The following is a 23,090-nucleotide window of genomic DNA, read 5'->3' on the forward strand; positions in this document are numbered from 1 at the left end:
CGCCCACTGCTCATCCCCAAGCACCAGTCGATCAAGAACACCCATCGCTGCCTCATCAAAGGCAGCTTTGAATCACAGATCATTCAGCCCGGGAACCCCAAGAGTCCACACTACCTAGCGGCCCCACCCAGGCGCATCGGCTCGCCACACAGATGCTGGAGGAGGTGATGGCGATGCCGAAGGCGCCGGTCCTCGGGCAACGGGCCGCGATGGAATAGGTCACGTTTTGTCCTCATTCTTGATATTATAATGAAGTATATAATATCGTGATATAAATTATATCAAGTATAAATCTAAAGAAAAGCCATTTATTATTGTTGTATCAATGTGGGGCTGAATGCTTTTTGTGTTTGCGGAGATGGATTTGTTGTGCATGCTTGCCGCTTGCGCGGCAGGCACCCGCCGCTGCCGTCCCGTCCTCAACCGGAGATCCCGAATGACCGACATCACCCGCTCCGTCCCGAAGCTGACCCATACCGGAGCCATGGTGGCGCTGGCGGCGGCGGTGGCGAAGTCCGAGGCCCTCGGCGTGCCGCAGAACATCAATATCGTGGACGAGGGCGGCAATCTCCTTGCCTACGTGCGCATGGACGGCGCGAAATTCCTGTCGCGCGAAACCTCGCTGGCCAAGGCCATCAGCGCGGCCTCGCACCGCCAGCCGACCTCGCGTCTGTTGCCGGAGCTGGAGCTGAAGCTTGCCGTCGCCACCAACGGCCGCCTCACCAATCTGGAGGGCGGCCTGCCTATCCTGTTCGGCGGAGCGTGCGTCGGCGGTATCGGCGTCGGCTCCGGCACCGGGGCGCAGGATCTGGAGGTGGCGCGCGCCGCGCTGGCGGCGCTGGGCGCCGACCCCTGCTGACGCAAGGGTGATTGGAAAAAGCGACCGGCGCGGGCCGGGCCCCCCTGACAAAAGCCTACCTTCATCCTTATATCGCGCAGGCGTGCCGTTAGGGCATGTGAGGCGCGGTGTCCGCGCGATAGAGGATGAAGATGAGCGTTTTCAAAGGTCTGTCTCGGTTCGCCGCGGTCGTGGCGCTCGGCTTGGCCGTAACGCTTCCGGCCGTGGATCATGCCGATGCCCGCCAGGGCGGCAGTTTCGGCAGCCGCGGGACGCGCACCTATCAGGCGCCCGCCGCCACCACCACGGCGCCCACCGCCAGCCAGCCGATCCAGCGTTCGGCCACGCCCTATAACCAGACCACGACGGCAGCGACGCCGGCGCGGACGGGCGGCCTGTTCGGCAACGGCTTCGGCGGCGCGCTGATGCGCGGCCTGCTGATCGGCGGCCTCGTCGGCATGCTGTTCGGCGGCGGCTTGGGCGGCTTCTCCGGCTTCCTCGGCCTGCTGCTCCAGGCGGCCCTGCTGGCCGGCGTGGTCATGCTGGCGCTGCGCTTCTTCGCCAATCGCCGCCAGCCGACCCCGGCCGGCGCGGGCGCGGGATATGGCATGGCGCGTGACGCCGGCCCCGCCGGCGGTCGTGGCCCGACGAGCGCGCTCGGCGGCCTTGGCGGTCTCGGCAGCATGGGCGGCCTGGGCGGTGCGGGCGCCGCACCCCAGCCGCAGCGCGCCCCGTCCGGTCCGAAGGATGAGATCGGCATCAAGCCGGCCGATTTCGACGCCTTCGAGCGGATTCTGGGCGAAGTGCAGTCCGCCTTCAGCCGCGAGGATCGGGTCAAGCTCGCCGAACTCGCCACCCCCGAGGTGCTGGGCTATCTGGAGGAGGAGCTCCGCGCCAATGCGGAGCGCGGCGTGCGCAACCAGGTCAGCGACGTCAAGCTGTTGCAGGGCGACCTGTCGGAAGCCTGGCGCGAAGGCCCGCTGGAATATGCCACCGTCGCCATGCGCTATCAGGCGCGCGACACCATGCGCGACCGCATCACCGGCGCGCTGGCGCAGGGCTCGACCGACGAGATCGGCCAGAGCACCGAGGTGTGGACCTTCATCCGCCCCCGCGGCGCGCCCTGGAAGCTCTCCGCCATCCAGTGACCCTTCGGCCGCCCGTGCCTGGCACGGGCGGCTTTTCCGCGCCGCGCGCTTTCGCGGCGTTTTCCCGCAATGCTAGGTTGACCGGCCAGGGCGCCCGCGCGGCGCCCGCCGGATCCTCGTGCCTGCGTCTGACCTGTACGTATCCCGTCCGCGTGCCCCGCACGCATCCCCCAATCCCCGGCCGCGCCCGTTCCGGTGCGCCGGCCTGCCGATGAGAGACCGATGGACTATCTGGTTCAACTGGCCTCCGATCCCGCCGCCTGGATCGCGCTGGTCACCCTCGTGGCCATGGAAGTGGTCCTGGGCATCGACAACCTCGTGTTCATCTCCATCCTCACCAACAAGCTGCCGGCGGACCAGCGCTCACGCGGCCGGCGCATCGGCATCGGCCTGGCGCTGATCCTGCGGCTCGGGCTGCTGAGCACGGTGGCGGTCATCGTCCAGCTCACCACACCGATCCTCACCGTGTTCGGGCAGGGTTTCTCCTGGCGCGACCTCATCCTCATCGCCGGCGGCCTGTTCCTGGTGTGGAAGGCGACCAAGGAGATCCACCACAACGTGGACCCGCACCCCGGCGCGGACATGTTCGAGAGCGGCAAGGTGACCATCTCCTTCTCCGCCGCCATCGTGCAGATCCTGATGCTGGACCTCGTCTTCTCCATCGACAGCATCATCACCGCCGTGGGCATGACGGAGCACATCCCGATCATGGTCATCGCGGTCATCGTGGCGGTGCTCACCATGCTGCTGGCGGCCGACCCCCTGGCGCGCTTCATCGAGGCCAACCCCACGGTGGTCATGCTGGCGCTCGGCTTCCTCATCATGATCGGCATGACGCTGATCGCGGAAGGCTTCGGGGCCCATGTGCCCAAGGGCTACATCTATGCCGCCATGGCCTTCTCTGCGGCGGTGGAGGGGCTCAACATGATGTCCCGCCGCGCCAAAGGGCGCACCGGCGGCACGCGGCACTGACGGCCCGCCCCGCCCCTCCCGGCGGGGCGCGTCCGTTTCCGCAGGGTTGCCGCAATGGAACGGCAGGATGGTGCCTGCCGTTGCCATCAAGGGCTGCGGTTGCGGAAAAGACGTCATCATGATGCGGATCGTGGCCCTGTTCGGCTTGCTCGCCGCCTTTGCGGGCGTCCTGCCCTGGGCGCTGCCGGCGGCGAAGACGGGTGTGCGCCTTGTGGCGGCGCGGGACGATCCGCCCGCTCTGGCGGATCTTGCCCTAGACCGGCTCGACCCCGCCGCCCTGGCGCATGAGGCGCAAGCGACGCTTGACGCGGGAGATGCGGCGCTCGCCGCCTCTTACCTCGCGGTCGCCGACGCCAGAGGCGTCGCCGTGCCCGAGGATCTCCGGGGCGGCGTCGCCGCCGCGGAGGCGGAGGCCCGTTCCACCTGGCGGCAGATGCGCAATTTCGGTGCCGGCTTCGTCACCGGGCAGCCGGAGGACTTGCCGGGCTTCGCCGGTGCGGCGCTTGGCGACTTCATGGTGTGGGGCGATGTCCGCGACGCCTCCCGCGAGGGCTGGAAGCTGGCCCGTGGCGAGGAGGCGGATGAACTGCTGCTGGGCCTGTCCGCCGTCGGTCTTGCCGTGACCGCCGGCACGTATGCGACGGTGGGGATCGGTGCCCCGGCGCGGGCGGGGATCTCCCTGGTAAAGGCGGCCAGGCGCGGCGGACGGCTGTCCGCCGCCATGGGCGCGACGCTGGTGCACGCGGTGCGCGAGAGCGTGGACTTCGCCGCGCTGCGCCGGGCGCCGGAGCGGGTGGCGGCGCTCGACGGCGCGGCGCTGAAAAGCGTGGTCCGCGCCGACCGGGTGCGCGATCTCGGCCGCATGCTGTCGGATGCCGGCACCATCGAGGCCAAGGCGGGCACGCGTGCCACCCTGGAGGGGCTGCGCCTCGCCGACGGGTCCTCCGACGTGGCGCGGACGGCGCGCCTCGCCGAAACCAAGGGGCCGCAGACGCTGGCTTTGCTCAAAAGCTTCGGCCGGGGGGCCTTCGCCGTCACCGGCGCGATCCTGTCGCTGGTGTGGTGGGGCTTCGCCGCTCTGGTCTGGCTGGTGGGCGCCATCGCCACTTTCAATGCCCTATGCGTCGCGCTGGTGCGACCTCTATGGCGCCGCCGCGCAGGCCGCACGACCATGCGGATGCACGCCGTCCACAGCACCTGACGGTATCGACCTGCTGCCGCTTCCCTCCGGCGGCCTCCCGCTCTAGGTTCCCCCCGCTTCGCCCCGCCCGCCGAGGAACCCCATGCCCAGCTTTCTGTCCGACGGCCTGGAACTCGCCTATCTGGACGAGGGGGAGGGTGCGCCCGTCCTGCTCATCCATGGATTTGCCTCCACCAAGGAGATCAACTGGGTCTATCCCGGCTGGGTGAAGACCTTGAACGATGCCGGCCGGCGCGTGATCGCCTTCGATCATCGCGGCCACGGCGCCTCGGCCAAGCTGTACGATCCGGCCGAGTATCACACCGGGCTGATGGCGGGGGACGCCTACAACCTGTTGCACACGCTGGGCATCCCGCAGGCCGACGTGATCGGCTATTCCATGGGCGCGCGCGTCACCGCGCAACTGGCGATCAGCCACCCGGAGGTGGTGCGCAAGGCGGTGCTGGGCGGGCTCGGTATCCATCTGGTGGACGGTGTCGGCCTGCCGCAGACCATCGCCGACGCGCTGGAGGCGGACAGCCTGGACGACGTGAGCGACCCCATGGGCCGCATGTTCCGGGCCTTCGCGGATTCCAACAAGGCGGACCGCAAGGCCCTGGCCGCCTGCATCCGCGGCTCGCGCCAGAGCCTGTCGCGGGACGAGGTGGCGCAGATCCAGCAGCCGGTCCTGGTGGCGGTGGGCACGCGCGACCTGATCGCCGGCGATGCCCATGCGCTGGCGGCCCTGCTGCCGCACGGCCGGGCGCTGGACATTCCCAACCGGGACCATAATCCCGCCGTGGGCGACAAGGCGTTCAAGCAGGGCGTGCTGGATTTCTTCGCAGAGCCGGGTTGAACCCGGCGAATGCGGGGTGGCCTGACCGGCGCGCCGTCTGTGTGTTAGAAAGAAGGCCAATGACGTTCAGGGAGGCAGGAATGCTTCAACACAACCTTCAGGCGGCCAAGCCCGCGAACGACCGGCGGCCCGAACTGGTGGACCCGGTGTGGGCGCGCCTGCGCAAGGAGGCGGAGGAGGCGGCCGCGCGCGAGCCCATGCTTGCCGGCTTTCTCAAGGGCGCCATCCTTGGCCAGCAGAGCCTGGAGGGGGTGATCGCCGAACGCATCGCCGCCCGTCTCGACCATCCGGATCTGCCGGGCTCGGTGATCCGCACCGCTTATCACGAGGCGGTGGCGGCGGACCCGACCATCGCCCAGGCGCTGCGGGCCGACATCATGGCCGTGGTGGACCGCGACCCCGCCACCACCCGCACGCTGGAGCCGGTGCTCTATTTCAAGGGCTTTCACGCGCTCCAGGCGCATCGCCTGTCGCACTGGCTGTGGATGAACGGGCAGCGCGACGCCGCGCTCTATCTGCAAAGCCGCGTCTCCTCGGTGCTGACCGTGGACATCCACCCCGCCGTGCCCATGGGGCGCGGCATCTTCCTCGACCACGCCACCGGGCTCGTGGTCGGTGCCACCGCCGTGATCGAGGATGACGTCTCCATCCTCCAAGGCGTGACGCTGGGCGGCACGGGCAAGGAGCGGGGCGATCGCCATCCCAAGATCCGCCGCGGCGTGCTCATCGGGGCCGGCGCGAAGGTGCTCGGCAATATCGAGGTCGGTCATTGCGCCCGCATCGCCGCCGGCTCGGTGGTGCTGCACCCTGTGCCGCCGGCCACCACCGTCGCCGGCGTCCCCGCCAAGGTGGTGGGCACCGCCGGCTGCGCGGAGCCCAGCCGCGCCATGGACCAGATGTTCGACATCACCATTTTCGCCGGCGCCGATATCTGACCGCCCGCGTTCCCCTTGACCCGGCCGCGTCACCGCGGCCGCTTTCCACGGGTGCCAGCGAGGCCGCCGTGACATTTGGAGGATGACCATTGGAAAAAACCGAGCTCGAACGCGTCCAGCGCTATCTCCGCACGCTGTTCGGCAATCCGCAGATCAAGGTGACGGGGCGTCCCAAGAAGAAGGACTCTGCGGAGGTCTATCTCGGCGACGAGTTCATCGGCGTCCTGTTCAAGGACGAGGAGGATGACGAGCTCTCCTATAACTTCCAGATGGCCATCCTGGACACCGACCTGGACTGACAACGGCACGGCCCCGCTGACACGCGGCGGGGCCCAAGGCCTCGGCCGAGGGCGCACCCGGACGTCGCGACGCGCGGCGGAAAGGCACTTCCCTCCCGCCGGGCGAGCGGATACATCGGGTTGGCATACAATATCCAGCCGAGGCTCCCGTGTCCGTCCTCGAAATCGCCGGTGAACGCTTCCGCATCCAGATCGATGGTCCCGACGGCGCGCCGCCGCTGGTGCTGGCGCATTCGCTCGGCACGACGCTCGATCTTTTCGACCGGGTCACCCCGGCGCTCTCCCAGCGTTTCCGCGTGGTGCGCTACGATTCCCGTGGCCATGGCGCCAGCACGGCGCCCGATGCCGTCCACGGCATGGGCGACCTGGGGCGCGATCTCATCAATGTCCTGGACGGCCTGAAGCTCGGCGCGGTGCATCTGTGCGGCCTCTCGCTGGGCGGGATGGTCGGCCAGTGGATGGCGCTGCACGCCCCGCGCCGGCTCAACCGTCTCGTGCTGTCCAACACCACCGCCTATGCCGGCCCGCCGCGCATCTGGGAGGCGCGCATCAAGGCGGTGCGCCGCTCCGGCACCGCCCCGATCGCCGATGCGGTGATCGACAGCTGGTTCTCCGCCGATGTGCGCGCCCGCATCCCCGACGAGGTGGCCAAGGTGCGCGCGCAGATCGTCGCTACTCCGGCGGTGGGCTATGCGGCCACCAGTTGCGCCATGCGCGACATGGATTTCCGCGCCGCGCTGCCGCGCGTCACGACGCCCACGCTGGTCATCGTCTCCGAGGACGACCGCTCGACGCCCCCCGCCTGGGGCGAGGCCATCGCACAGGCCATCCCGGCCGCACGGCTGGCCCGCCTGCCGGGCGGGCATCTCTCGGTGATCGAGCAGCCGGAGGCGTTTGTCGCCGCCGTCACGGGCTTCCTCGCCTGACGCGGGCCGTCACGGCCCTGCCATCCGCGCGCGCTACCTGGGCACGCTCCAGGCGTGCAGCCGCGGAGGTGACTCGCCCTGCCGCTTGTGGGCAAATGGGCGCCGCTGTCGCCCCCTGGGGGCGTGACGAAAGCGGCGGGCAGGGTTTCACGGACGGAGCGGACGGATGAGCGTCGGACACGGCCAAGGTATCGAACCTTCCGGCGCCAGCGGGGGGCCTGAGGCGGCGGAAGCCGCCCCGCCAGCCGCGACCGCGAGCCATGGTCATCCCGGTCATGATCACCCAGGTCATGGTCACTCGGGTCATGATCACGCCGGTCACGACGATTCCGGTCATGGTCATGCGGCGCACGATCGTGGGACGTCCAGCCACACGGACCATGCCGAGGACGGCCATGGCTCCCACGGGCATTCCCATGGCCCTGGCGGCCACAGCCACGCCGTGCCGAGTTCGCTCCGGGCGTTCGCCATCGGCGCCTCGGTGAATTTCGCCTTCGTGCTGGTGGAGGCGACGTTCGGCTATTTCGCCGGCTCGCTGGCGCTGATGGCGGATGCCGGCCACAATCTGTCCGACGTGCTGGGTCTCCTGCTGGCCTGGGCGGCGGCGTGGCTGGCGCAGCGCTCGCCCACCGCCAAGCGCACCTTCGGCTATGGCCGCACCTCCATCCTGGCGGCATTGGCCAATGCCATCATCCTGCTGGTGGGCACCGGCGGCATCGTGGTGGAGGCGCTCTCGCGCCTCTCCGACCCCGAGCCGGTGCAGACCGGCATTGTGATGCTGGTGGCGCTCATCGGCATCGGCGTGAACTTCGGCACCGCGCTGCTGTTCATGGCCGGCCGCAAGGGGGACCTCAACGTCCGCGGTGCCTTCGTGCATCTGGTGGCGGATGCGGCGATCTCGCTTGGGGTGGTCGTCGCCGCCGGCGTCATCGCCGTCACCGGCTGGCTGTGGCTCGATCCCGTGGTCAGCCTGGTGATCGCCGTGGCCATCGTCCTCGGCACCTGGGGGCTGTTCCGCGACAGCGTGGACCTGGTGCTGGATGCCGTGCCGCGCCACGTGGACCGGGCCGAGGTGGAGGCCTATCTCGCCGGCCGGCCGGGCGTGGTGGAGGTGCATGACCTGCACATCTGGGGGCTGTCCACCACCGAGGTGGCGCTCACCGCGCATCTGGTGCGGCCGGAGCATGCGCTGGACGACGCCTTCCTGGCGGAGACCTGCGGCGTGCTGAAAAGCCGCTTCAGCATCGGCCACGCCACCATTCAGGTGGAAGGCGGCACGCAGCCCTGCATGCTGGCGCCCGCCCACGTGGTGTAGCGCGGGGAAACGGGGTGGAACCGGCTCCCGGAGTGGCTGGTTCAGTCGAGGTTCAGCGCAGCCAGGGTTTCGGCCACGCGGCTGCGGGCGGCGTCCCCGAGCGGCAGGATGGGACGGGGCGGCTCCACCCGGCAGAGGCCGAGCAGATCGGCGCTCACATACATCACCCGTAGGCTGGAAAATTCCTTGAACAGCCGCCATAGCGGCTCCAGCCGTGCATTGAGCGCACGGGCCTGCGCCGCATCGCCACTTTGGGCCGCGCGGGTCAGGGCAAGTGCGGTTCTGGGAAACAGCCCGGCCATGACGCTGTACCAGGTGTCGCCGCCGGCGATGAGGGCTTCGGTCACGTTCCAGTCGCCGCTATAGCCGAGCGGGAAGCCGTCCGGCACGGCGCGGCGCAGTTCCGCGAGATGGGCGGCGGCCCCCGGCGCCTCCGGGGTCGGGCTCTTCACGCCGATGATGCCGCCGAGGCCGCTGAGACGACCAACGAGCGCCGGGCTGAAGCGGAAATGGGTGGTGCCGGGATTGTCATAGATGCACAGCGGCAGTCCGCTCTCCCGCGCCACGGTGACGAAATGGGCGTAGACCTCGTCCTCGGTCAGAGGGGTGTAGGAGACGGCCGCCAACAGGCCAGCGGCGGCACCGGCCGCCTTGGCATCCTGGGCCAGCCGCACCGCCTCGTCCGTGCGCAAGGCCCCCACGCCCACCAGGATCGGAACATCGCCGGCGACGGCGCGTGCGGCTTCGATCGCGCGGCGGCGCTCGGTGCGGGTGAGATAGGCGTAAGTGCCAGTGCTGCCGAGGAGACCGATAGAGTCCACCTTGGCGGCGCACAACGGCGCGATGAGCCGGCCGAGGGCAGCGGTGTCCACATGGCCGTCCGCATCCGCCGGGGTGATCGGAAAAGCGGAAAGCCCCTTCAACTCGATCGGCATCTCGTTTCCATCCTCGCTGCGTGCCGCACGCTACACCAGCCCCACCTGGGTGCAACACGGCGTGCGGGGCGGCGCACGGGAAGATGCGCGGGCGTGATCGGTCGGTCGCGGAGGTTCCACGAACGCCGCTCGCGGATGGGTGGGATCGGCCTGCGCCACCCGAGGACCCTCAGGTTCTCAGGTGCCGCCAGGGTGGAATGAGACGCGCTTCAGCTCACCGCCGGTCGGCTGAGCCCTTCCAGGGCCTCCTTGGCGATGGGTGAGAGGCCCGTGCCGCCATGCTCGACGATGGCGGCGATCCGCGTGCGCATGCGCGGATCCCAGAATTTGCGGATGTGCTGGCGCGTTCCGTCCACCGCCTCGGCATGGGGCTGGGTGGAGAAGAAGGTGGCGATCTGGTTGGCCATGTAGACCAGGCGATCGTCCGTGGTCTTGTGCGAGCCGCTTTGGGAATGGGCGGCGCCATGGCTGTGGTCGTGGTGGTGCGGGCTATGCGACATGGGCGTGCCGTTTCGGGTTTCCAAGGTCGATGCGACCGGGATGGGTGAAGACTTCAAAGCCATCGCTGCGGACGATGGCCGCGAGAGTGATGCCCGCCCGCTCCGCCGTGCGGATGGCGAGCGAGGTGGGGGCGGAGACGGCGGCGATGACCGGCACGCCGAGCACGGCGGCCTTCTGCACCATCTCGATAGAGACGCGGCTGGTGAGCAGCAGCAGGCCGCGCGCCGGCTCGGCCTCCAGGCGGGCCACCTTGCCCACCAGCTTGTCGAGGGCATTGTGGCGGCCCACGTCCTCGGCCACCGCCAGCAGCCCCTGGCCGGGCTGGAAATAGCCGGCCGCATGCACGGCCCGGGTTTCGTGATTGAGCGCCTGGGCCGGCCCCAGCGCCGCCATGGCCTCCAGCAGCAGCGCCGCCGGCACCACCAGGTCGCCGGTGACCTGCGCCGCCGGCCTCACCGCCTCGGCGAGGCTCTCCACGCCGCAGAGCCCGCAGCCCGTGGGGCCGGCGAGATAGCGGCGGCGGGCGCCGAGAACCGCCATCTTCTCCTCGGCGATCCACATGCGCGCCTCGATGCCCTCTTCCACAGCGATCACGTCGAGGGAGAGGATGTCGGCGGCGGAGGCGACGATGCCTTCGGTCAGCGAGAAGCCGAGCGCGAACGCCTCGATGTCGATGGGGGAGGCCATCATCACGGCGTGCGTGGTGCCGTTATAGGTGAGGGCGACCGGGGTTTCCTCGGGCACCGCGCGCTCGCCGGACGTGACCTCGCCCTCGCGCCAGACGGCGCGCGTCACGCGCCGCACCGGCTCGGGCACCTCCGGGATTTCCGGCAGATCAGCAGCGATGGGGGCGGCGGTGTCGGTCATGGGGCATCCCGAGATACAGGAACCCCACAGATTGGGCAGGAAGCCAGCGAGCGCAAGCGTCCGGCCCGCCGCTTCAGCCGGTCAGCCCCTCTCCCGCGCACGGGAGAGGGCGAGCCGACATCCACGTTGGGCCGGGCCTCGCGCACGGCTCACTCCGCGGCTTCGGCGATGCGCCGGCTCTCGCGGGAGAGCTTCTCATACTCTTCCTGCCACTGGCTCGGCCCGTTGGAGGGGGCCACCTGCACGGCGGTCACCTTGTATTCCGGGCAGTTTGTGGCCCAGTCGGAGAAGTCCGTGGTCACCACGTTCGCCTGGGTAAGCGGGTGGTGGAAGGTGGTGTAGACCACGCCGGGCGACATGCGATCGGAGATGCGGGCCTTCAGCGTGGTGCTGCCGGCGCGGCTCTCCAGCTTGACGAAGTCGCCGTCGCGGATGCCGCGGTTCTCGGCGTCGTGCGGGTGGAGCTCCAGCACGTCCTCCCCGTGCCAGACCACGTTGGCGGTGCGCCGGGTTTGGGCGCCCACATTGTACTGGCTGAGGATGCGGCCGGTGGTGAGCAGCAGCGGGAACAGCGGCCCGGTGCGCTCGTCGGTCGGCACGTATTCGGTGAGCATGAACTTGCCCTTGCCGCGCACGAAGCCGCCGATGTGCATGACCGGCGTGCCTTCCGGCGCCTTCTCGTTGCAGGGCCACTGCACCGAGCCGAGGTCCTCCAGCTTCTTGTAGGAGACCCCGGTGAAGGTGGGGGTGAGGCGGGCGATCTCGTCCATGATCTCGCTCGGATGGGCATAGTCCATCTGGTAGCCGAGCGCGTTGGACAGCAGGATGGTGATCTCCCAGTCCGCATAGCCGTTCTTCGGCGCCATCACCTTGCGCACGCGTTGGATGCGGCGCTCGGCATTGGTGAAGGTGCCGTCCTTCTCCAGGAACGAGCAGCCGGGCAGGAAGACGTGGGCGTAGTTGGCGGTCTCGTTCAGGAACAGGTCCTGCACCACGAGGCATTCCAGCGCGCCGAGGCCAGCGGAGACGTGGCGCGTGTCGGGGTCGGACTGGAGGATGTCCTCGCCCTGGACGTACATGCCCTTGAAGGTGCCATCCACCGCCGCGTCGAACATGTTGGGGATGCGCAGGCCCGGCTCATCGTCCAGCGGCACGCCCCACACGCTCTCGAACAGGGCGCGGGTGGCGTCGTCGGAGACGTGGCGATAGCCGGACAGTTCGTGCGGGAACGAGCCCATGTCGCACGAGCCCTGCACGTTGTTCTGGCCGCGCAGCGGGTTCACGCCCACGCCATTGCGGCCCACGTTGCCGGTGGCCATGGCGAGGTTGGCGATGGCGATGACCGTGGTGGAGCCCTGCGAATGCTCGGTGACGCCGAGGCCGTAATAGATGGCCGCATTGCCCCCGGTGGCATAGAGGCGTGCGGCGGCGCGCACCTGTGCGGGATCGACGCCGGTATATTTCTCCACCGCCTCGGGGCTGTGGCGTTCGTCGGCGACGAAGGCGGCCCACTCCTGGAACTCGTCCCACTCGCAGCGCTCGCGCACGAACTGCTCGTTCACCAGCCCTTCGGTCACGATGACATGGGCCAGCGCCGTGACCATGGCGACGTTGGTGCCGGGACGCAGCGGCAGGTGGTAGTCCGCCTGCACATGCGGTGTGCGCACGAGATCGATCTTGCGCGGGTCGATGATGATGAGCTTGGCGCCCTGGCGCAGGCGCTTCTTCATGCGCGAGCCGAACACAGGGTGGCCATCGGTCGGGTTGGCGCCGATGACGAGGACGACGTCGGTTTCCTCGATGGAATCGAAGTCCTGCGTGCCGGCCGAGGTGCCGTAGGTCTGCGAGAGGCCATAGCCGGTGGGCGAGTGGCAGACGCGGGCGCAGGTATCCACGTTGTTGTTGCCGAAGGCGCCGCGGATCAGCTTCTGGACCAGATAGGTCTCTTCATTGGTGCAGCGCGAGGAGGTGATGCCACCCACCGAGCGGCGGCCGTACTTCGCCTGGATGCGCTTGAATTCGGAAGCGGCATAGCCGATCGCCTCGTCCCAGCTCACCTCACGCCACGGCTCCTGGATGGAGGCGCGGATCATCGGCTTGAGGATGCGCTCCTTGTGCGAGGCGTAGCCATAGGCGAAGCGGCCCTTGACGCAGGAATGGCCACGGTTCGCCTTGCCGTCCTTGTAGGGCACCATGCGCACCAGCTCGTCGCCGCGCATCTCCGCCTTGAAGGTGCAGCCGACGCCGCAATAGGCGCAGGTCGTCACCACCGAATGCTCGGGGGTGCCGATCTCGAACATGGCCTTCTCGTTCAACGTCGCGGTGGGGCAGGCCTGCACGCAGGCGCCGCACGAGACGCACTCGGACGACAGGAAGGTCTCGTTCATGCCCGGCGAGACGCGCGAGCCGAAGCCACGGCCGGAAATGGTGAGCGCGAACGTGCCCTGCACCTCCTCGCACGCGCGGACGCAGCGATTGCAGACGATGCACTTCGACTGCTCGTAGGTGAAATAGGGGTTCGACTCGTCCTTGCCGAGCTTGGTGTGGTTCTCGCCCTCGTAGCCGTAGCGCACCTCGCGCAGGCCGACGACGCCGGCCATGTCCTGCAACTCGCAGTCGCCATTGGCCGAGCAGGTCAGGCAGTCCAGCGGGTGGTCGGAGATGTAAAGCTCCATCACGCCCTTGCGGATCTGTTTCAGCCGCTCGGTCTGGGTCTTCACCACGATGCCGTCCGCCACCGGCGTGGTGCAGGAGGCGGGCGTTCCGTTGCGGCCCTCGATCTCCACCAGGCAGAGCCGGCAGGAGCCGAAGGCATCCAGCATGTCGGTGGCGCAGAGCTTGGGGATCTGATTCCCCACCTCCATGGCCGCGCGCATGATGGAGGTGCCTTCCGGCACCTGCACCTTCATGCCGTCGATGGTCAGCGTGACCAGCTTCTCGGACTTGGAGACCGGGGTGCCGTAGTCGATTTCATGCACGAGGGACATGGCGTGTCTCCTATTCGGCGGCCGCGGGCAGCTTCGGCGTGGCGCCGAAGTCTTCCGGGAAATGGGTGAGGGCGCTGAGCACCGGATAGGGCGTGAAGCCGCCGAGGGCGCACAGCGAGCCGAGCTTCATGGTCTGGCAGAGGTCGGTCAGGACGGCGAGATTGGCCTCCCGCCGGTTGCCGGCGATGATCTTGTCCAGGGTCTCGACGCCGCGCGTGGAACCGATGCGGCACGGGGTGCACTTGCCGCAGCTCTCGTGGGAGCAGAACTCCATGGCGAAGCGCGCCATGTGGGCCATGTCCACGCTGTCGTCGAACACCACGATGCCGCCGTGGCCGATGAGCGCGTCCTTCGCGGCGAAGGCCTCGTAGTCGAACGGTGTATTAAACTGGGAGACCGGCAGATAGGCGCCGAGCGGGCCGCCCGCCTGCACCGCCTTGACCGGACGGCCCGACGCCGTGCCGCCGCCGATGTCATAGACCAGTTCGCCGAGCGGAACGCCGAAGGCGGTCTCGAACAGGCCGCCGAACTTCACGTTGCCGGCGATCTGGATCGGCATGGTGCCGCGCGAGCGGCCCATGCCGAAGTCGCGGTAGAAGGCGCCGCCCTTGTCCAGGATCACCGGCACGGTGGCCAGCGAGATCAAATTGTTGATGACCGTGGGCTTGCCGAACAGGCCCTTGTGGGCCGGCAGCGGCGGCTTGGCGCGCACCACGCCGCGCTTGCCCTCCAGGCTGTCCAGCAGCGCCGTTTCCTCGCCGCACACATAGGCGCCGGCGCCCATGCGCATCTCGATGTCGAACTCGTATGCGGAGCCGGCGACGTTCTTGCCCAGCAATCCTGCCGTGCGGGCGATGGCAATGGCCTTCTCCATCACCATCAGGGACAGCGGATATTCCGAGCGACAGTAGACGAAGCCCTTGGTGGCGCCCACCGCGAGGCCGGCGATGGTCATGCCCTCGATGAGGCAGAAGGGGGCGGCCTCCATGATGAGGCGGTCGGCGAAGGTGCCGCTGTCGCCTTCGTCCGCATTGCAGACGATATAGCGCTGGTCGGCGGGGGCGGCGGCGACGGTGCGCCACTTGATGCCGGTCGGGAAGCCTGCGCCGCCGCGGCCGCGCAGGCCGCTGTCGAACACCTGTTCCACGGTGGCCGAGGGGCCGATCTCGATGGCCTTGGCGAGGCCCTTGTAGCCGTCGTGCGCCTTGTAATCTTCCAGCGACAGCGGATCGATGATGCCGCAGCGGGCGAAGGTGAGGCGGGTCTGGCGCTTGAGGTAGGGGATCTCCTCCACCAGGCCGACGCAGAGCGGATGGTCGGCGCCGTCGAGGAAGCCGGCGGCGAGCAGGCCTTCCACGTCCGACGGCTTCACCGGGCCGTAGCCGACGCGGCCGCGCGGTGTCTCCACCTCGACGAGGGGCTCCAGCCAGAACAGGCCGCGCGACCCATTGCGCACGATGTTGGGGATGATGCCGCGCGCCGCGAGGCCCGCGTCCAGCGCGACCGCCACGCAGTCGGCACCGCAGGCGACGGCGGTCGCATCATTGGGAACGTAGATGCGGTGGCTCATCGGTCGGTCTCCGCCACGAGTGCGTCGATGGTGGCCTCATCGAGCCGGCCGACGAGGCGGCCGTCGATCATGGCCGAGGGCGCGCAGGCACACAGGCCGAGGCAGTAGATGGGCTCCAGCGTCACCCGGCCGTCCGGCGAGGTCTCGCCCATCTCCATCCCGAGGCGTTCCTCGGCGTAGCGGACCAGCTTGTCCGAGCCCATGGACTGGCAGGCTTCCGCGGCACAGAGCTTGATCACATGGCGACCCGGGGGCTCGCGGCGGAAGTCGTGGTAGAAGGTGACGACGCCATAGACTTCGGCGCGGGAGAGATTGAGGCTTTCGGCGATCATCGGCACGACAGGGTCCGGCACGAAGCCGAAAGTCTCCTGCACCGCGTGCAGGATCGGCATGGTGGCGCCATCCAGATGCCTGTGCGAGGCGATGATCTCCGATGCGCGGTTGGCGCTCCACGGTTCGTAGCCGGCCATCGGCGAAAGCCCTTCCCTATGCCGCTTGAAGCGGTTTCCTTGTGATCGTTCCAATCAATCTGGCATAGGAGCCATGCGGATCAAGCGGGCTGTGGGATGTTGCGATAGAACATCTCTATCGAAATAAGGCGTGCCGGAGCGCCGGATTCCCCAGAACGGAAAGCTTTTCCAGCCCGACGCCGACCGTATCTCACATGCCGGATACGGTGTTTTGACCTGTTTTGATCGGGGTTTTCTATCTGGAGCGTTGGGGCGGGTGGCGCTCCATTCGCGCGATGTTGCGCTGCATCAATGCGGCGGTCGCGGCTGTTGCCGGGGCGGGGATCACAGGAAATTTTTCATGTCCGACGCGGGCGCGCCGCCAAGCTTCGCAGCGGTGGCGGTGGGGGCTGGCGGGAATCGCGCGGGCGATCTGAACCGGGCGGGCCGGGGCAGGACGGGCGGACGCATGCCCCTTCGCCTCGGATGTGCCGCTCATGCCAAAAGAACGCTCCGGGGCGGACCATGTCCGCCCCGGAGCGGGGTTCATTCACAACCACAGGCCGGTGCCGGCCGGAAGGCGATCAGGCGGCGGCGCCGGCTTCCAGCTTCTGCAGCGTCTTGCGCGCCTCATCCAGGGCCTTGAAGGTGTCGTAGGTTTCCTGCGCGACCTCCAGAATGCCCTGCCAGTTGGTGGGCAGATCCTCGGAGAGGTCGTGCAGGTTCATCTTTGCGTTCACCGATTTCGACGACAGCTTCTTGATCTCGGCCTTCAGGGTCTCGATGTCGGACACGGGCGTTCTCCTTGCCAGAGCTTGCGTTGCCAGAGCGTGGGCCAGCCCGAGGGACGTTGCCTTCGGGCGCGCGATCGCGGAAGCGCCGCGCCGTCAGCCGAATTTGAACAGGACGCCGTAGCCGCCGCGCGGATAGGTCCATTCGATGTCACCGCTGGGCTCGGCGACCACGCGGCAGGTGCCGCATTCCACGCAGCCGTCCACGGTTACTTCCACTTGTCCGGCCTCGTTCATCTCGTAGCAGCGGGCCGGGCAGAGCTTCAGCATGCTCAGCAGAGGCGCCGTCGGAACGGTATGCGGGCGCACCTTGATGTGGGCACGGCCCGCATCCACGAGGTAGCGGTTGTAGAAGAGCTTGTCTTCGACGCGAACCGACGGGTCGCTCATCTTTTCTCTCCATGTTTCCAGCCGGCATGACGCCGGCGATGGCCAACACATGCCGCGCCTGCGCGCGGCGGACACTTACGCAAACGACCGGCGCCTCACCGCCAGGCGCGGGCGATACGGAACGCATCGCCGAACAGACCGAGCCAGGAACGCGCCTCCACGAAGGCGCGCAGGGAGCGCTTCTCCTTCTCCACCTTCGGCGTGCCGTCCACGCGCACGAAGTTCTGCATCGCCTTGGAGACGAGCTGCGGATAAGTGAGGAAGAAGTTCTGCGAGTTGATATGCATCAGCGCCGGCATATCCTTGTATTTCTTCATGTCCTTCATGACGAAAGACTCGTCCAGCATCGCCTTGTAGAGAGCGAGGTTCTTCGCCGTCATCGGCTCGCGCCGCGACTTGATCTGGAAGATGGCCTCGGCGGCGATGCGCCCCGAAGTCATGGCGAGGTTGGAGCCCTCGCGATGGATGGCGTTATTGAGCTGGGCGGCATCGCCCACCACCACCCAGCCCTCGCCATAGAGCTGCGGAATGGCCTTGAAGCCGCCCTCGGGAATGAGATGGGCGGCATATTCCTTCACTTCCGAGCCCTCGATCAGAGGGGCGACGGACGGGTGGCTCTTGAAGCGCTCCAGCAGGCCGTAGGGCGTCTCGCCGGTCTTCTGGAAATCCGACACCAGGCAGCCGATGCCGAGCGAGACGCATTCCTTGTTGGCATAGATGAAGCCCATGCCGGTCATGCCGCGGGAGATAGTGCCGGCGGCCTCGATGACCACGCCCTCGTCGCCCTTCAGGTTGAAGCGGGCTTCGATGGTCTCGCGCGGCAGGAAGTGCATCTCCTTCACCGCCAGCGCCACATTCTCCGGCTTCGGCCGGGGGCGCAGCTCGGCGCGGGTGCCCAGCAGGCCGTTCACGCCTTCGGCCAGCACCACCACGTCCGCATGGATCTGGCCGCCGGCGCGGTCTGTGCGCACGCCGATCACCCGGCCATAGGCATCCTGGATCAGTTCCGTCACCGTGGTCTCGCACAGCACCGTGGCGCCGGCCTCCTTCACCTTGGAGGAGAACCACTTGTCGAACTGGGCGCGGATGATGGTGTAGCGGTTCGGCTTCTCCTCGTTGAATTCCTCCGAGCGGTAGTGGAGGCCCACATGGGAATTGTCGTCCATCATCCAGAAGCGCTGTTCCACCAGATGGCGCTCCAGCGGCGCGTCCTCGCGGAAGTCCGGGACCAGCTTCTCCAGCATGTCGGCATAGAGAATGGCGCCCTGGACGTTCTTGGAGCCGGAATATTCGCCGCGCTCCAATTGCAGCACCTTGAGGCCGCGCTGGGCGAGGGTGAGCGTGGCGGCGTTGCCCGCCATGCCCGCGCCGACGACGATGGCGTCGAACTTTTCTTCGATCATGGCACGCTCCTTAGCTGGCGATCCGGTCGCGCGAATGGGGGGACAGGCGGGCGCGGAAAGCTTCCGTCAGGGCCGGCAGCAGCCGGATGGCGTCGGTGACGATGCCCACATGGGCGAATTCGAAGATCGGGGCGTTCTTGTCGGTGTTGATGGCCACGATCAGATCGGAGCCTTCCACGCCCACGCGGTGCTGGATGGCGCCGGAGATGCCGGCGGCGATGTAGAGCTTCGGCCGGATGGTCTTGCCGGTCTGGCCGATCTGCCGGTCGGAGGTGACCCAGCCCTTCTGCACCAGTGGCCGCGAGCAGCCGTATTCGGCGCCCAGCACGCTGGCGAGCTGCCGCACGAGCTGGAAATTCTCCGGCGAGCCGAGGCCGAGGCCACCCGCCACCACCACGTCGGCAAAGGCGAGGTTGGACTTGGCGGAATCGCGGTCCGGCAGGAAGGACAGAACCTTGGTGACGATGTCGTCCTCAACCAGCCCCAGGGGATGGGTGATGATGCGGCCGACGGGATGCTCCACACGCTCCGGCATGGGCATCACGCGCGGGCGGACGGTCGCCATCTGCGGCCGGTAGTTCAAGGTGTAGATGGTGCAGAGCAGGGAGCCGCCGAAGGTCGGCCGGGTGGCGGCGAGCGAGCCGTCCGTGTCCACGTCCAGCTCCGTGCAGTCGGCGGTAAGGCCGGTCAGCAGGGTGGTGGCCACCGAGCCGGCCAGATCGCGTCCGAGCGTGGTGGCGCCCAGCAGCAGGATCTCCGGCTGGTAGGTGTTCACCACGTCGGTGAGCGCCTTGGTATAGGCCTCGTTGCGATAGTCGGTCAGCAGCGGGTCGGCCACCATGTAGGCGAGGTCGGCGCCGTAGCAGAAGGCTTCCGCCGCCGCCTGGGCGGTGGACTCGCCCTCGGGGCCGATGACCACGGCGGCCAGCTCCACATTCAGCTTGTCGGCCAGCTTGCGGCCGGCGCCCATCAGCTCCCACGAGACCGGGTGGACCTGGCCGCGCTCCTGCTCGATGAACACCCAGACGTGCTTGTAGGACTTGAAGTGCTCCGGCAGTTCCTTCTTCGTCGCAGCGCGGCTTCCGGCGGACGCGGCGGGTGCTTTGGTGGGTTCGCTCATGACGTGCTCCCTCGTCTGTCCGTCAGTAGCCGCGTGCCAGCGTGGCGAGCTCGGTCTCGAGCTTTGGCTGGCGCTTGAAGAGTTCCGCGATCAGCGCGTCGGCCGGCGGGGTGTCGCTGAAGTCCACCATGGTGGCCTTCTCGGCCCGCGCCTGCGGCGCGAACACGCGCTTCACGATGGTCGGCGAACCGCGCAGGCCGCATTTGGTGATGTCCTCGACGCCGGCGTCCTTGGCGCTCCACGTGACGACTTCGGCGCGGGCGGCGCGCAGGGCGTCGGCCATGCCGCCGCGGCGGATCTCGTTGGTGGCTTCCAGCATGGTGATGAGGCAGGGCAGCCGGGTCTGCAGGATCTGGACGCCGCCCTCGGAGCGGCGTTCGGCCTCGATGGTCTTGTTGTCGAGATCAAGGGCGCTGATCTTCGCCACGTAGGTGAGTTGCAGCAGGCCGAGGCGCTTGGCGACGCCGGGGCCGACCTGCGCGGTGTCGCCGTCGATGGTCTGCTTGCCGGTGAAGACCAGGTCCGGCGCACCGAAGGTCTCGCCGATCTTGCGGATGGCGGTGGCGAGCGCATAGGTGGTCGCCAGCGTGTCGGCGCCGGCGAAGAAGCGGTCGGTGAGCAGCACGGCCCGATCGGCGCCGAAGGTCAGGGCCTTGCGCAAGCTGTCCGCCGCCGAGGGCGGGCCCATGGTGAGCACCGTGACCTCGCCGCCGTGCTGGTCGCGCAGGGCGAGGGCCGCCTCCAGCGCGAACAGGTCGTAGGGGTTGATGATGGTCGGCACGCCCTGACGCATGATCGTGTTCGTCACTGGGTGGACGCGGATCTGCGCCGAGTCCGGAACCTGCTTGATGCAGACGACGATATGCATGCGTTCACTCCCGAAAGTCCGTGACGGTCTTGAGGGGTAAACAGCAAGTGTCGTACCAACTGCGCCGGGCAGCTAAAAATACTTGTAAATCAAGTAATTGATGATGGTGCTGCGAAGCGTCGGGAAACCGGCCCGGGACCGCGCGACAGGAACTTCGCCACTGGCGTCGGGAATGCGACAGCGGGCCGCCGGGACCGGACGAAGATGTGGGGCCAGCGCCGCCAGCGGACAGATCGGGCAATGCGAGGAGAAGGCGCGCAACCGCGACCCGGCCGGCTTCGGGCAGGGTCGCTTGCGGCGCGGCGAGCGGGGGCGGGCTTACTTCAGCGGGGTGAGCGAGACGATGGTGCGCGGCTTGGGCGGCGCCACGGCGTCCTTCAGAACCTTGAACACCCGTTGGTCGAGGGGGGAGGAGGCGAGGAAATCCGCATAGGCCTGTTCCAGAACTTCCTTGCAGCGGGCTTTGATCGCCTCGTCCGGCTGGCCGGAGAAATCCTCGCTCACCAGATATTGCCCCATGCGCCGCAGGATATGCAGGCGGACGACGTTCACGACCTTGGGGTCATACGCGACGTCGAGCAGGGCGAAGAAATCCTCGGCGCTGGCGGCCTTGTTCAGCTCGGCGAGGATGCTGCCGGCTGCGGGGGCATCGGTCTTGGTCATGGTCCGTCTCCTTCAAGGCGTGCGCTGGGCGGCCAGGAACGGGGCACGACCAGGACACCTGGCGGCGCACGTCCACTCGCCCTTGGCACGAAGCAACCGTCATGCCAGCGAGACGTTCTCCCTAATTATCTGAAATATTGAATCTATCTAAGATTTCACCCTGTCGGGAATCCGACAGACGGGGCGTTGCCGACCTTCGCGCCTCTAATTCCGTTTGCGGCGCAGGCGCACTACCACGTCGATGCCCGCGACCTCGCTGTCATCCGGGATCGCCGGCAACTGCGCGATGCTCACCGCCTCGGGCGGGATGTCATAGAGCGCATGCTCGCCCTCGATGAAAAAGTGATGATGGCGGCTCGGATTGGTATCGAAGAAGGCGATGGTGGCATTGATGCCGATGCGCCGCAGCAGCCCCGCTTCGGTGAAGTGGTTCAGCGTGTTGTAGACGGTGGCCAGCGACATGGGGATGCGGGCCTTGATCGCCTCGTCATGCAGGCCGGCGGCGGTGACGTGGCGATGCCCCTTGGCGAACAGCAGGCGCGCCAGCACCACGCGCTGACGGGTGGGCCGGAGCCCGTGACGCCGCAGCATGGCGCTGCAATCGAGCCAGGGCAGATCGTCCTGCTTCAGCCGCCGCCACACCAGCCGGAGCTGCTGCTCCATGTCCATGTCGGCCTGTTCGGGGGAAAGGGGAGCGTGCATGGCAATCAATCCGCGGGCAATGGTCAGGAAGGGGTGACGGGTTGGCCGGCGAGGGCCAGGGCCCGCCGCCGGTCGGCCATGCGGCTCTCGCCGCTCTCGTCGCCGAAGCAGAGGGCGAAGTCTGCGCATTGGGTGCAGACCGGGGTCGAGCACATGACGAAGCCATCGTCCTCGCACAGCATGCGGTAGAAGAAGCGCTTCCAGCGCATATTGTTGATATTTCGCTCAGCAAGCGGCGCGAAATGGCGGGCCATGAGACGGCTGAGCTCAGTGCGCTGCCGTAGCCCGAGATCCTCCCACAGATGGTTTGGCTCCAACGCCCGGCGGGCCAGCATGCCGGCCAGCCAGCGGCCGACCTCTCCGGCTTCCGAGCGACGGGCCAGCAAAAGGTCACGAACCATCACCACTTCGTCATCCTCCGCGCCCGGGCGGGTGCGCCAGCGCGGCCCCATGTCGCCGGCGGCGGGGAAATGGCGGTGCAGCAGCGCGGCGAGATCCTCCGCCGACAGGCCCGCGCGCTCGGCCACGCTGCCGCCGTCGGCGGCGGCGACGGCGAGGATGGCGGCCAGGACGTGGCGATCGAAGGTGATGTCGTCGCCCACCAGAGCGGTGGCGGGATCGCAGCCGGTGAGCCGGCGGTAGACGGCGGCGGGGCTTGGCGCCTCGCCCTGCGGGCGCGGGGCAAGGAACGGCAGCGCAGATGCCGGAGGCGGTTCGACCATGCCTGCCGCTGATGCCATGGTGGTCATGGGTGCGCTCCAAAACAGTGCGGGGTTGCGACCCCGCCGGCCATTCGCTGCTGGCGCCTCTTCGTGCGGTTTCGCTCCCGTCCCTTACGGCCCGCCCGCGAAGGTCTCGCGCTGGCGCTATTCCGGCCGCCCGGGGAATCTATGTTCTTGAATTCGGCGTCGATCTCAAAAACAGCGCCGCGCCGTTCGGCGGCGAAGCATGTCCCCGGCATTCGCGGACGAATGCCGGGGACGGTGGCGATCAGGCCGACATGACGTTGAGGTCAGCGGCGGTCTTGCCGACCTGGCTCTCGTCGACGGCCTTCATGATGCCGTGCTCCATGAGCATGTCTTCCAGCTCGTCCATGGTGATGGGGGTCGGGATGATGCCCTTGCCGCCATTGCCGTGAACGCGCTGGGCGAGCGTGCGGTAGTGCTGGGCCTGGACGCTGTCCGGGGCATATTCCAGCACGGTCATGCGGCGCAGCTCGGCGTGCTGGACGATGTTGTCGCGCGGCACGAAATAGATCAGCTGGGTGCCGAGCTTCTTGGCGAGAGCCTCGGCCAGTTCCAGTTCCTTGTCGGTCTGGCGCTCGTTGCAGACCAGCCCGCCCAGGCGCACGCCGCCGGAATTGGCGTATTTGAGA

25 protein-coding genes are annotated in these 23,090 nt (G+C 68.0%); 9 read left to right on the forward strand and 16 right to left on the reverse strand.

Annotated features, from left to right (window positions below; genetic code table 11):
* Positions 1–79 precede the first annotated feature (79 nt).
* On the reverse strand, positions 80–223 hold the full coding sequence (locus YU1_RS34950) for a DUF1028 domain-containing protein (protein ID WP_084540082.1): 144 nt from the start codon (positions 221–223) through the stop codon (positions 80–82).
* A 213-nt stretch (positions 224–436) separates the two neighbouring features.
* Here YU1_RS34950 and YU1_RS0123580 point away from each other — a divergent pair, with 213 nt between their 5' ends.
* The 9 genes from YU1_RS0123580 (at position 437) to YU1_RS30945 (ending at position 8,469) form a co-directional block, all read left to right on the forward strand.
* Complete coding sequence (locus tag YU1_RS0123580) at positions 437–859, forward strand: GlcG/HbpS family heme-binding protein (RefSeq protein ID WP_029006174.1); 423 nt, start codon at positions 437–439, stop codon at positions 857–859.
* A gap of 131 nt (positions 860–990) precedes the next feature.
* Positions 991–1,986 carry a Tim44 domain-containing protein gene (locus YU1_RS0123585; RefSeq protein WP_029006175.1) on the forward strand — a complete coding sequence of 332 codons (996 nt, stop codon included), beginning with the start codon at positions 991–993 and terminating at the stop codon, positions 1,984–1,986.
* Between the two features lie 222 nt (positions 1,987–2,208).
* Positions 2,209–2,958 carry a TerC family protein gene (locus tag YU1_RS0123590; protein WP_029006176.1) on the forward strand — a complete coding sequence of 250 codons (750 nt, stop codon included), beginning with the start codon at positions 2,209–2,211 and terminating at the stop codon, positions 2,956–2,958.
* A 118-nt stretch (positions 2,959–3,076) separates the two neighbouring features.
* On the forward strand, positions 3,077–4,159 hold the full coding sequence (locus YU1_RS0123595) for a hypothetical protein (protein WP_029006177.1): 1,083 nt from the start codon (positions 3,077–3,079) through the stop codon (positions 4,157–4,159).
* Positions 4,160–4,241: 82 nt separating this feature from the next.
* Positions 4,242–4,994, forward strand: coding sequence for an alpha/beta fold hydrolase (locus YU1_RS0123600; RefSeq protein ID WP_029006178.1), 753 nt, complete (start codon positions 4,242–4,244; stop codon positions 4,992–4,994).
* Between the two features lie 80 nt (positions 4,995–5,074).
* On the forward strand, positions 5,075–5,929 hold the full coding sequence (cysE, locus tag YU1_RS0123605; protein WP_029006179.1) for a serine O-acetyltransferase: 855 nt from the start codon (positions 5,075–5,077) through the stop codon (positions 5,927–5,929).
* An 89-nt stretch (positions 5,930–6,018) separates the two neighbouring features.
* Positions 6,019–6,228 (forward strand): DUF3126 family protein, encoded by a 210-nt coding sequence (locus tag YU1_RS0123610; protein WP_029006180.1) that lies wholly within the window; start codon positions 6,019–6,021, stop codon positions 6,226–6,228.
* A gap of 149 nt (positions 6,229–6,377) precedes the next feature.
* Positions 6,378–7,154 (forward strand): 3-oxoadipate enol-lactonase, encoded by a 777-nt coding sequence (pcaD, locus tag YU1_RS0123615; protein ID WP_035716552.1) that lies wholly within the window; start codon positions 6,378–6,380, stop codon positions 7,152–7,154.
* A 442-nt stretch (positions 7,155–7,596) separates the two neighbouring features.
* Positions 7,597–8,469 carry a cation diffusion facilitator family transporter gene (locus YU1_RS30945; protein WP_051357281.1) on the forward strand — a complete coding sequence of 291 codons (873 nt, stop codon included), beginning with the start codon at positions 7,597–7,599 and terminating at the stop codon, positions 8,467–8,469.
* A 41-nt stretch (positions 8,470–8,510) separates the two neighbouring features.
* Here YU1_RS30945 and YU1_RS0123625 read toward each other — a convergent pair whose 3' ends face one another.
* The 15 genes from YU1_RS0123625 to YU1_RS0123695 all read right to left on the reverse strand — a co-directional run.
* A complete protein-coding gene (locus tag YU1_RS0123625) occupies positions 8,511–9,404 on the reverse strand; it encodes a dihydrodipicolinate synthase family protein (protein ID WP_029006182.1) in 894 nt (297 codons plus the stop codon).
* Between the two features lie 209 nt (positions 9,405–9,613).
* Positions 9,614–9,811 (reverse strand): formate dehydrogenase subunit delta, encoded by a 198-nt coding sequence (locus YU1_RS0123630; RefSeq protein ID WP_035716558.1) that lies wholly within the window; start codon positions 9,809–9,811, stop codon positions 9,614–9,616.
* An 82-nt stretch (positions 9,812–9,893) separates the two neighbouring features.
* Positions 9,894–10,772 carry a formate dehydrogenase accessory sulfurtransferase FdhD gene (fdhD, locus tag YU1_RS0123635; protein ID WP_198019031.1) on the reverse strand — a complete coding sequence of 293 codons (879 nt, stop codon included), beginning with the start codon at positions 10,770–10,772 and terminating at the stop codon, positions 9,894–9,896.
* A 149-nt stretch (positions 10,773–10,921) separates the two neighbouring features.
* Entirely contained in the window at positions 10,922–13,759 is a 2,838-nt protein-coding gene (gene fdhF, locus YU1_RS0123640; protein ID WP_029006185.1) for a formate dehydrogenase subunit alpha, read from the reverse strand.
* Between the two features lie 10 nt (positions 13,760–13,769).
* The gene (locus YU1_RS0123645; protein ID WP_029006186.1) at positions 13,770–15,329 is read right to left on the reverse strand and encodes a formate dehydrogenase beta subunit; all 1,560 of its coding nucleotides are present in this window, start codon (positions 15,327–15,329) and stop codon (positions 13,770–13,772) included.
* Positions 15,326–15,799, reverse strand: coding sequence for a formate dehydrogenase subunit gamma (locus YU1_RS0123650; protein ID WP_029006187.1), 474 nt, complete (start codon positions 15,797–15,799; stop codon positions 15,326–15,328). The genes YU1_RS0123645 and YU1_RS0123650 overlap by 4 nt, the downstream gene beginning before the upstream one ends.
* A 563-nt stretch (positions 15,800–16,362) precedes the next feature.
* Positions 16,363–16,572 carry a CCE_0567 family metalloprotein gene (locus tag YU1_RS0123655; RefSeq protein ID WP_029006188.1) on the reverse strand — a complete coding sequence of 70 codons (210 nt, stop codon included), beginning with the start codon at positions 16,570–16,572 and terminating at the stop codon, positions 16,363–16,365.
* A 93-nt stretch (positions 16,573–16,665) separates the two neighbouring features.
* Positions 16,666–16,959, reverse strand: coding sequence for a ferredoxin family protein (locus YU1_RS0123660; protein ID WP_029006189.1), 294 nt, complete (start codon positions 16,957–16,959; stop codon positions 16,666–16,668).
* 95 nt (positions 16,960–17,054) lie between these two features.
* Positions 17,055–18,362, reverse strand: a complete 1,308-nt coding sequence (locus YU1_RS0123665) for an FAD-dependent monooxygenase (protein WP_029006190.1) — start codon at positions 18,360–18,362, stop codon at positions 17,055–17,057.
* Positions 18,363–18,372: 10 nt separating this feature from the next.
* The gene (locus tag YU1_RS0123670) at positions 18,373–19,482 is read right to left on the reverse strand and encodes an electron transfer flavoprotein subunit alpha/FixB family protein (protein WP_029006191.1); all 1,110 of its coding nucleotides are present in this window, start codon (positions 19,480–19,482) and stop codon (positions 18,373–18,375) included.
* Positions 19,483–19,504: 22 nt separating this feature from the next.
* Complete coding sequence (locus YU1_RS0123675) at positions 19,505–20,350, reverse strand: electron transfer flavoprotein subunit beta/FixA family protein (protein ID WP_029006192.1); 846 nt, start codon at positions 20,348–20,350, stop codon at positions 19,505–19,507.
* A 318-nt stretch (positions 20,351–20,668) separates the two neighbouring features.
* A complete protein-coding gene (gene nifW / locus YU1_RS0123680; protein ID WP_029006193.1) occupies positions 20,669–21,013 on the reverse strand; it encodes a nitrogenase stabilizing/protective protein NifW in 345 nt (114 codons plus the stop codon).
* A gap of 204 nt (positions 21,014–21,217) precedes the next feature.
* A complete protein-coding gene (gene irr / locus YU1_RS0123685; RefSeq protein ID WP_156922404.1) occupies positions 21,218–21,715 on the reverse strand; it encodes a Fur family transcriptional regulator Irr in 498 nt (165 codons plus the stop codon).
* A 23-nt stretch (positions 21,716–21,738) separates the two neighbouring features.
* Complete coding sequence (locus tag YU1_RS0123690; RefSeq protein WP_029006195.1) at positions 21,739–22,455, reverse strand: nitrogen fixation protein NifQ; 717 nt, start codon at positions 22,453–22,455, stop codon at positions 21,739–21,741.
* Positions 22,456–22,705: 250 nt separating this feature from the next.
* Positions 22,706–23,090: hypothetical protein (locus YU1_RS0123695; RefSeq protein ID WP_029006196.1), on the reverse strand; the 385-nt coding region annotated here is incomplete at its 5' end.

Origin of the sequence: Azorhizobium doebereinerae UFLA1-100 (genome assembly GCF_000473085.1) — a bacterium.
GTDB classification, from domain to species: domain Bacteria; phylum Pseudomonadota; class Alphaproteobacteria; order Rhizobiales; family Xanthobacteraceae; genus Azorhizobium; species Azorhizobium doebereinerae.

Excerpts from the sequence above, each read along its gene's own strand:
- YU1_RS0123600 (WP_029006178.1), top strand. The coding sequence starts at position 4,242 with ATGCCCAGCTTTCTGTCCGACGGCCTGGAACTCGCCTATCTGGACGAG.
- YU1_RS0123580 (WP_029006174.1), top strand. The coding sequence starts at position 437 with ATGACCGACATCACCCGCTCCGTCCCGAAGCTGACCCATACCGGAGCC.
- YU1_RS0123650 (WP_029006187.1), bottom strand. The coding sequence starts at position 15,799 with ATGGCCGGCTACGAACCGTGGAGCGCCAACCGCGCATCGGAGATCATC.
- nifW (WP_029006193.1), bottom strand. The coding sequence starts at position 21,013 with ATGACCAAGACCGATGCCCCCGCAGCCGGCAGCATCCTCGCCGAGCTG.
- fdhF (WP_029006185.1), bottom strand. The coding sequence starts at position 13,759 with ATGTCCCTCGTGCATGAAATCGACTACGGCACCCCGGTCTCCAAGTCC.
- irr (WP_156922404.1), bottom strand. The coding sequence starts at position 21,715 with ATGCACGCTCCCCTTTCCCCCGAACAGGCCGACATGGACATGGAGCAG.
- YU1_RS0123675 (WP_029006192.1), bottom strand. The coding sequence starts at position 20,350 with ATGCATATCGTCGTCTGCATCAAGCAGGTTCCGGACTCGGCGCAGATC.
- YU1_RS0123630 (WP_035716558.1), bottom strand. The coding sequence starts at position 9,811 with ATGGCCAACCAGATCGCCACCTTCTTCTCCACCCAGCCCCATGCCGAG.
- YU1_RS0123670 (WP_029006191.1), bottom strand. The coding sequence starts at position 19,482 with ATGAGCGAACCCACCAAAGCACCCGCCGCGTCCGCCGGAAGCCGCGCT.
- fdhD (WP_198019031.1), bottom strand. The coding sequence starts at position 10,772 with ATGACCGACACCGCCGCCCCCATCGCTGCTGATCTGCCGGAAATCCCG.
- YU1_RS0123665 (WP_029006190.1), bottom strand. The coding sequence starts at position 18,362 with ATGATCGAAGAAAAGTTCGACGCCATCGTCGTCGGCGCGGGCATGGCG.
- cysE (WP_029006179.1), top strand. The coding sequence starts at position 5,075 with ATGCTTCAACACAACCTTCAGGCGGCCAAGCCCGCGAACGACCGGCGG.
- YU1_RS0123625 (WP_029006182.1), bottom strand. The coding sequence starts at position 9,404 with ATGCCGATCGAGTTGAAGGGGCTTTCCGCTTTTCCGATCACCCCGGCG.
- YU1_RS0123645 (WP_029006186.1), bottom strand. The coding sequence starts at position 15,329 with ATGAGCCACCGCATCTACGTTCCCAATGATGCGACCGCCGTCGCCTGC.
- YU1_RS0123590 (WP_029006176.1), top strand. The coding sequence starts at position 2,209 with ATGGACTATCTGGTTCAACTGGCCTCCGATCCCGCCGCCTGGATCGCG.
- YU1_RS0123585 (WP_029006175.1), top strand. The coding sequence starts at position 991 with ATGAGCGTTTTCAAAGGTCTGTCTCGGTTCGCCGCGGTCGTGGCGCTC.
- YU1_RS0123690 (WP_029006195.1), bottom strand. The coding sequence starts at position 22,455 with ATGGCATCAGCGGCAGGCATGGTCGAACCGCCTCCGGCATCTGCGCTG.
- YU1_RS0123595 (WP_029006177.1), top strand. The coding sequence starts at position 3,077 with ATGATGCGGATCGTGGCCCTGTTCGGCTTGCTCGCCGCCTTTGCGGGC.
- YU1_RS0123660 (WP_029006189.1), bottom strand. The coding sequence starts at position 16,959 with ATGAGCGACCCGTCGGTTCGCGTCGAAGACAAGCTCTTCTACAACCGC.